The sequence below is a fragment of the Bradyrhizobium sp. P2_E8 genome, assembly GCF_056403875.1.
Window position 1 is genome coordinate 1 of sequence record NZ_JBFUES010000442.1, and the last position, 5,971, is coordinate 5,971.

Sequence of the window (5,971 nt, forward strand, 5' to 3'; positions counted from 1 at the left end):
GCAGTATCTGGTTTACCATCGACCATGCCGATGCGATCGGCCGTGTACGAAATGGCCGCATCGAGCGGCTACCTACGTCGAACCGCAACATCGAGCCCCTCGGGCTCGCGGTCGCTGCTGACGGCAGCGCCTGGTACACGGACCTCGCCGCGCGCGCTATTACGCGCGTGAGCAGTAGCGGCGAGATCGCACGGTTTATGCTCGATACTCCGATCACTCGCCTCGGACGGCTGGCGATCGCGCCCGATGGAGCCGCCTGGTTCGCCGACCTGACCGGCTACGGCGTGACCAGGCTAAAAGCCGGAGTTTTTACCCGCCATCGAATCGAGTCTGCGAGGGGCGGACCCTATGGCATCGCCGTGTCCACCGATGGCACCGTGTGGGCGACACTGCAGAACGGCAACCAACTGCTCCGTGTCGCCGCCGATGGGACTAGCAAGACGTTCGACCTCCCCCACGGTGGCGCCGTGCCAACTGACGTCGCGGCTGGTTCCGACGGCTCGGTGTGGTTCCTGCAATTCCGCGCCAACCAAATCGGGCGTTTCAAGGATGGGCAATTCTTGGATGTCGAAGTGGGGCAGGAAAACGTCGGCCTAAGCGGTATTGCCATTGCTCCCAACGACGACGTGTGGTTYGGCATGATGCGCCGTGCGAGTGTCGGGCGATTGCGCAATGGCCGCATCGCGGTCTTTCCGCTGCCGCGCGACAATGCCCGGCCGTTCAGTGTCGCTGTCGATCGCGATGGCAATGTCTGGTACGCGGACATTAGCGGATTTGTAGGCATGCTGCCGGCGAAGCATGCGGGGGCACCCTAAGCGCAGAAGACACAAAGAGAGTTAAGACGCCGACAATGCCGCCAGTTCGGATACCGCCCGAATTGTCAGCACGACGCCCATCCCGACGATTAGCAGACTGGTGGCGATCTGCAGGCGGACCATCCAGATGCTGTCCAGCCAGTCGAGCACCTTTTCGCCGACTTTCGCGGCAACGATGCCAACCACCACCAGCGTCGCCGCGAAGCCTAGGCTGAATACCAGAACGGTGATCACGCCCAGCATGACTTTTCCGCTCGACAAGGCGCCGAGCAGCAGCGCCAGCGCGGCGGGATCTGGGAGCAGGCCACCTGCAACACCCAACGCCAGCAGCACCGGCAACTTCGGACGATTTTCGGCCATGACGTCAAGCCGGTGGGCATGGACTTTGCCGAATCCGTGGCTATGCCAGACTACAGGCTCGCGACGGCCATCGCCATGAGCATGCCCATGGCTATGCGGGTGGTCGTGGTGAGCGTGGTCGTGCCCCTGATCGCGCGCGTGGGCATCCGTACGACGCGCAGCATCGCCCGGCTGATAAGCCTCGCCCATAGCGAGCGCCACAAGATCGCGCTGCGCCCATAGCATCCATAGGCCGAGCACGATCACCAGGCTGCCGACTACGACCGCCAGATAAGCTTCAATCCGCTGCGGTTGCAACCAGGCCGAGCCGAGCGAAGCGAGCATGCCAATCAGGACGATACCGCTGACGTGGGAAAGCGTGACGAAAATTCCAAGGATCACGGCATCGATCGGCTTGCCGCGCGCACCAACGATGTAGGCAGCCGCGATCGTCTTGCCGTGCCCCGGTGTCGCCGCATGTGCGGCGCCCGCCCAAAAGCTCGACGCGATGAAGAACAGGAGTTCTCGCATTCAGGGCAAACCGTCAGTTGGCCGGTTATGGTCGTGGAATGTGCTACTTTAACGCGGTCAAGAATTCCCTCAAGGCCGCCGATTGGATTCGCGCCGTGCTCTTGCCCGCAGCTCGCCTCGCCGGTGGCGCAGTACATCACGGGGACGGCGATCCCGGTGGATGGGGGGCTGCGGCGGTATCAGTTCCAGGGCGGGGTTGCTGAAGCCGATCAGGGAGCGAAACCAGGCAGTGTCCGATCTGCTCCCGGAAGCGGACAGCGTCGGCTCGCGCTCTGGCGGGTCGGCCATGGGCCAACAGACGACCTAAAGCGCACTAGCGACGCGTCCCGATTCATCTTATCTTCGGCTCATGAACGACTGCTGTTGCGCTCCACCATCCTTGAACCTCGGCGGGAACAAGAAACGAGATGCCGCCTACCGGCGGGTGCTCTGGACTGTGCTTGCTATCAACGCCGCTATGTTTGCCGTTGAGGTGGTCGCGGGTCTTGCTGCCGGATCAGCTTCCCTGCAAGCCGATTMACTCGACTTCCTAGGGGATGCTGCGAACTACACCATCAGCCTACTCGTTGTCGGTATGGCACTCCGCTATCGAGCTGGCGCGGCCCTTGCGAAGGGCGCCACAATGGGCATGTTTGGCGTATGGGTCGTTGCAACCGTCATCTGGCATATTCTGCACGGAACGCTTCCGAGCGCTTTCGCGATGGGCACCGTGGGAGCTGCCGCTCTCGTTGCGAACGCAGCTTCGTTTGGTCTGCTTTGGGCTTATCGTCACGGTGATGCAAACATGCGGTCTGCATGGATTTGCACTCGTAACGATGTTCTGGGTAACCTCGCGGTGCTGTTAGCTGCGGCTGGCGTGTTCGGGACCGGGACAGGTTGGCCCGACATCGTCGTGGCGACGATCATGTCGTTGCTTGCGATCCAGGGGGCTGTGGTAGTGGTCCGGCATGCCAGCGGAGAGCTACAGATTGGCCGACTGGCGGCGGCTGAGTAATTCAGCAGCCCGAAGTCTCCTTTGGGTCGTTTTCCGACTGGGCGCGCGCGGTTACGAGGTCCGCTTTACCTCCGGTTGAACCGGCACTCAATAAACGGATATCGTCAGGCCGCTTCGGCAGGTCCGAAAAGTGCCAAGGTCGGAAGTCAATCGGCGTGTGTATTCAAGCCCGGCATGTCACTTCCTAGCACTTGGCTTGGTCCTCCCAGTCCTCCCACTCCACATCATTGATTTCCAGATAACTGGAAACGGCTGCGCCAATGGTTGGGAAAAAATATTGCTCGCCAAGCTGCGAGAACAGTCCGAATCTCTTCAGCTTGTCCTTTACTGGATCTTTCAGTTCGGCAAAGCACAACTCGATACCCTGCGCGTGCAACGCCTCGTCCAATTCGGCGACTGTATCGCCGGCGGAGACGTCCACGCTGGTGACAGGTTCTGCCGCAACAACCAGCCAGCGTACGGACGTCGGCGATTTCGCCACGGCGTCCAGTACGCGCTCCTTGAAGAACTCCGCGTTGGCGAAGAACAGAGGCGCATCCCACCGAAACAGGACCAGCCCGGGGATCTGGCGTGCATCCGGGTATCTTGTGATGTCGTGATAACCCTTGACGCCATGGGCGCGACCCAACACGGCGGAGTGTGGGCGCCAACCGTCCCATAAGAACTCGGCGATGGCGATTGCGATTGCCAGGCCAATTCCTGGAATCACTCCGAGCACCGCCACGCCGACGAAGCAGACCATCGATAGCCAAAACTCCCACTGCTGAATCCGATAGATTCGTTTGAGGTCGGTGACCTCAAACAAGCTGATCGCAGCGGCGATGACGACGGCCGCCAATGCCGCGGTGGGCAAATGCTGAAGGAGGTTTGGCGCCACCAGCAGAAGGATGGCGATGGCAAGCGCGCCTACTACGCTGGTAAGCTGGGTACGGGCGCCGGCGGCTTCGGCAACTGGAGTCCGCGAAGAGCTGCTGCTGATCGGGAAACCTTGAAAAAAGCCGGTTGCCAGATTGGCGGCGCCAAGCCCGACCATCTCCTGGTTGGGATCGACATGAGTGCCCAACCGTGCGGAATAGGAACGCGAAAGTACGCTGGTGTCCGCAAACGAAACCAGGGCGATGGCGCACCCGCCGACCAGTACCGGGACGATATCGCCGTAGTTGATCCAGGGGATTGCGAACCCCGGCAATCCCTCTGGAAGGGGACCAATGACCGCCACGCCGTAGCGGGTGCCGAGATCAAGCGCGCCGACGACGGCGGTCGCCGCAACTACCGCGATCAGAATGCCCGGCAGCCGCTTGCTGTCCTTGAGCAGCAGGATGACGACCAGCGTGCCGAGCCCAAGCCCGAATGCGACCCAGTTTGTTTTTCCTTCAAGGATTGCATCGGCGATCGCCCATAGGTCCCGCAAAGGTCCTTCGCTTCTGACTGAGAAACCGGAGAACTTTGGCAGTTGGCTGATCAAAACGGTCAACGCAATTCCGTTCATATAGCCATAGCGTATCGGCTTGGAGAGCAACTCGGTGACAAAACCCAGGCGCGCGATGCCGGCTAGAATGCATACCGTCCCTGAAACGATCGCCATCATGGCAGCGAGCGTTGCGGCGCGAAGAGGATCGCTACCAGACAGCGGAACGACAGTGCCGAGGATGACAGCTGCCAGCGCAGAGTCGGGTCCCAGCACGAGGATGCKGCTGGGGCCGAACAACGCGTAGACCAACAGGGGTACGATCGTTGCGTACAGACCGTAGATACCAGGCAAGCCCGATGCTACCGCGTAGGCAATTCCAACCGGGACCAGCATCGTCGCAAGGACGAGTCCAGCGAAGATATCGTGCGGAAGCCACGCCGTCTCATATCGATGGAGGGTTTCGATTCCGGGCAGCCAGTGGATCCAACGCCTCATTGGCGACCACTCCCAGATCCGGTCGGACTCGCTCGCCACGCGTCATGCGTTGGCTGCGTTGTCCCGCTTAGAACTAAGTCAGGCTGTTCCGTCCTCGGCAAGCGGAAGAATGTCACATCTCCGCTCATTCGCGTCAATTTTGGCATGTCCGCGGCATGTCCGGTTAGGGTCAGAATGCGAAGAACTCAACCTGAGCAAATTTGGTCTGCCATGCCTCGGTGAGCGGACCTCGGTGAGGTGCGCCGCCACTTCGGTGATGGGCCAATAGGCAACATGCAGTGGGATATTACTCGATGAACAGCAGCCCCCGCTTCTTGTCGCCGTCGAACGTATTTACAGCGTCGAACAACCGCTTCCGCTCGACCAGCCATGGCTGGAAGTTGAAATTGACATCGAGCACGAAAACGAGGTCCTCGGCTTCGAAGTAGCCCCCAATTGGAGAGTGATGTCCGCTGCCAGCACCAAAAATTTGAGCGCGATCGAAATTCACGATGTAGCGTCGGCCCGGATCGTTGGAGCGACGGAGATGTTCCAGAAACTGGTTCTCGCTGAGATCGCGTAGGACCGTGACTTTCCGGCTCGTGTTGGTCTGGGCGACTTTGGCCAGCTCGTCGAGCGTGAGACCCATGATGCATACGCCAGTCCAGCAGCTCCATGTACCGGCCAACACCTTGTCCTCCGTCCGTGCCGCCTCGCCAAATGACCGGTAGGCATTCGCAACAGCTGCAGGTCCGCAGCGAGAGCCATTTGACTGCCAGTCAACGTGTCTTTGGAATGTGGCTGCCACGGGCAGGTGCCACGCACGCTCCATAAGCTCCGGAGCACGTGTTACCGATGATGCTATGGCGTCTGCTGGCACGTGCGATTGACCGACCACCAGGGCGCCGGCACCAACCAGACCCACGGCGATAACCATGCTGCTGATACTGACGTAGCGCCATCGCTTCATGGGTCAGAACCTTAGCGGCAATGACGACATTGGCCTGCAAGATTATATTTTCAAGCTAACTGGCGGGAGGGAGATTTCATGTGAGCGTCCCTTGGGGGGGACGGCTGCTCTCGACGGCGGCAGTCAGYCTGTCCCGCTGACGGCCAATAAGCGAGGCGAGAAAGAAGCGGCCGGAGATGAAGAGCTTCGCTGGCACGTAGTGGGACCCTGATGGAATTGGAAATCAGGACTTGTCGTGCGCGTACTTCTCCAAAAGCAGCCGATTATATTCATCTCTCACGGCTCTTCGCGAAATATGCCTTTTTCGGTCTTTGGCAATCTTCAGAAGATCAGGATCTGTCGGTGCCCGTGATTTCCGCCTAAATCTCGCAAAGAGTGGGGTACCAGGCGCCGAAGTCCTTCCAAACAGCCGGTCAAACCATCCCATTGTGTCCTCC

The 5,971-nt window shown here is 60.2% G+C and carries 5 protein-coding genes; 2 read left to right on the forward strand and 3 right to left on the reverse strand.

Annotated features, from left to right (window positions below; genetic code table 11):
* Nucleotides 1–815, forward strand: an 815-nt coding sequence (locus AC1D00_RS23040; RefSeq protein ID WP_477012233.1) for a Vgb family protein, incomplete at its 5' end; no start/stop codon positions are given.
* 21 nt (nt 816–836) lie between these two features.
* Here AC1D00_RS23040 and AC1D00_RS23045 read toward each other — a convergent pair.
* The gene (locus AC1D00_RS23045) at nt 837–1,685 is read right to left on the reverse strand and encodes a HoxN/HupN/NixA family nickel/cobalt transporter (protein ID WP_477012234.1); all 849 of its coding nucleotides are present in this window, start codon (nt 1,683–1,685) and stop codon (nt 837–839) included.
* Between the two features lie 349 nt (nt 1,686–2,034).
* Here AC1D00_RS23045 and AC1D00_RS23050 point away from each other — a divergent pair, with 349 nt between their 5' ends.
* The gene (locus AC1D00_RS23050; protein WP_477012235.1) at nt 2,035–2,679 is read left to right on the forward strand and encodes a cation efflux transmembrane domain-containing protein; all 645 of its coding nucleotides are present in this window, start codon (nt 2,035–2,037) and stop codon (nt 2,677–2,679) included.
* A gap of 184 nt (nt 2,680–2,863) precedes the next feature.
* Here the strand turns inward: AC1D00_RS23050 and AC1D00_RS23055 are convergent, their stop codons facing one another.
* Nucleotides 2,864–4,585, reverse strand: a complete 1,722-nt coding sequence (locus tag AC1D00_RS23055; protein ID WP_477012236.1) for a SulP family inorganic anion transporter — start codon at nt 4,583–4,585, stop codon at nt 2,864–2,866.
* 286 nt (nt 4,586–4,871) lie between these two features.
* A complete protein-coding gene (locus AC1D00_RS23060) occupies nt 4,872–5,534 on the reverse strand; it encodes a phytochelatin synthase family protein (RefSeq protein ID WP_477012237.1) in 663 nt (220 codons plus the stop codon).
* Between the last annotated feature and the right edge of the window lie 437 nt (nt 5,535–5,971).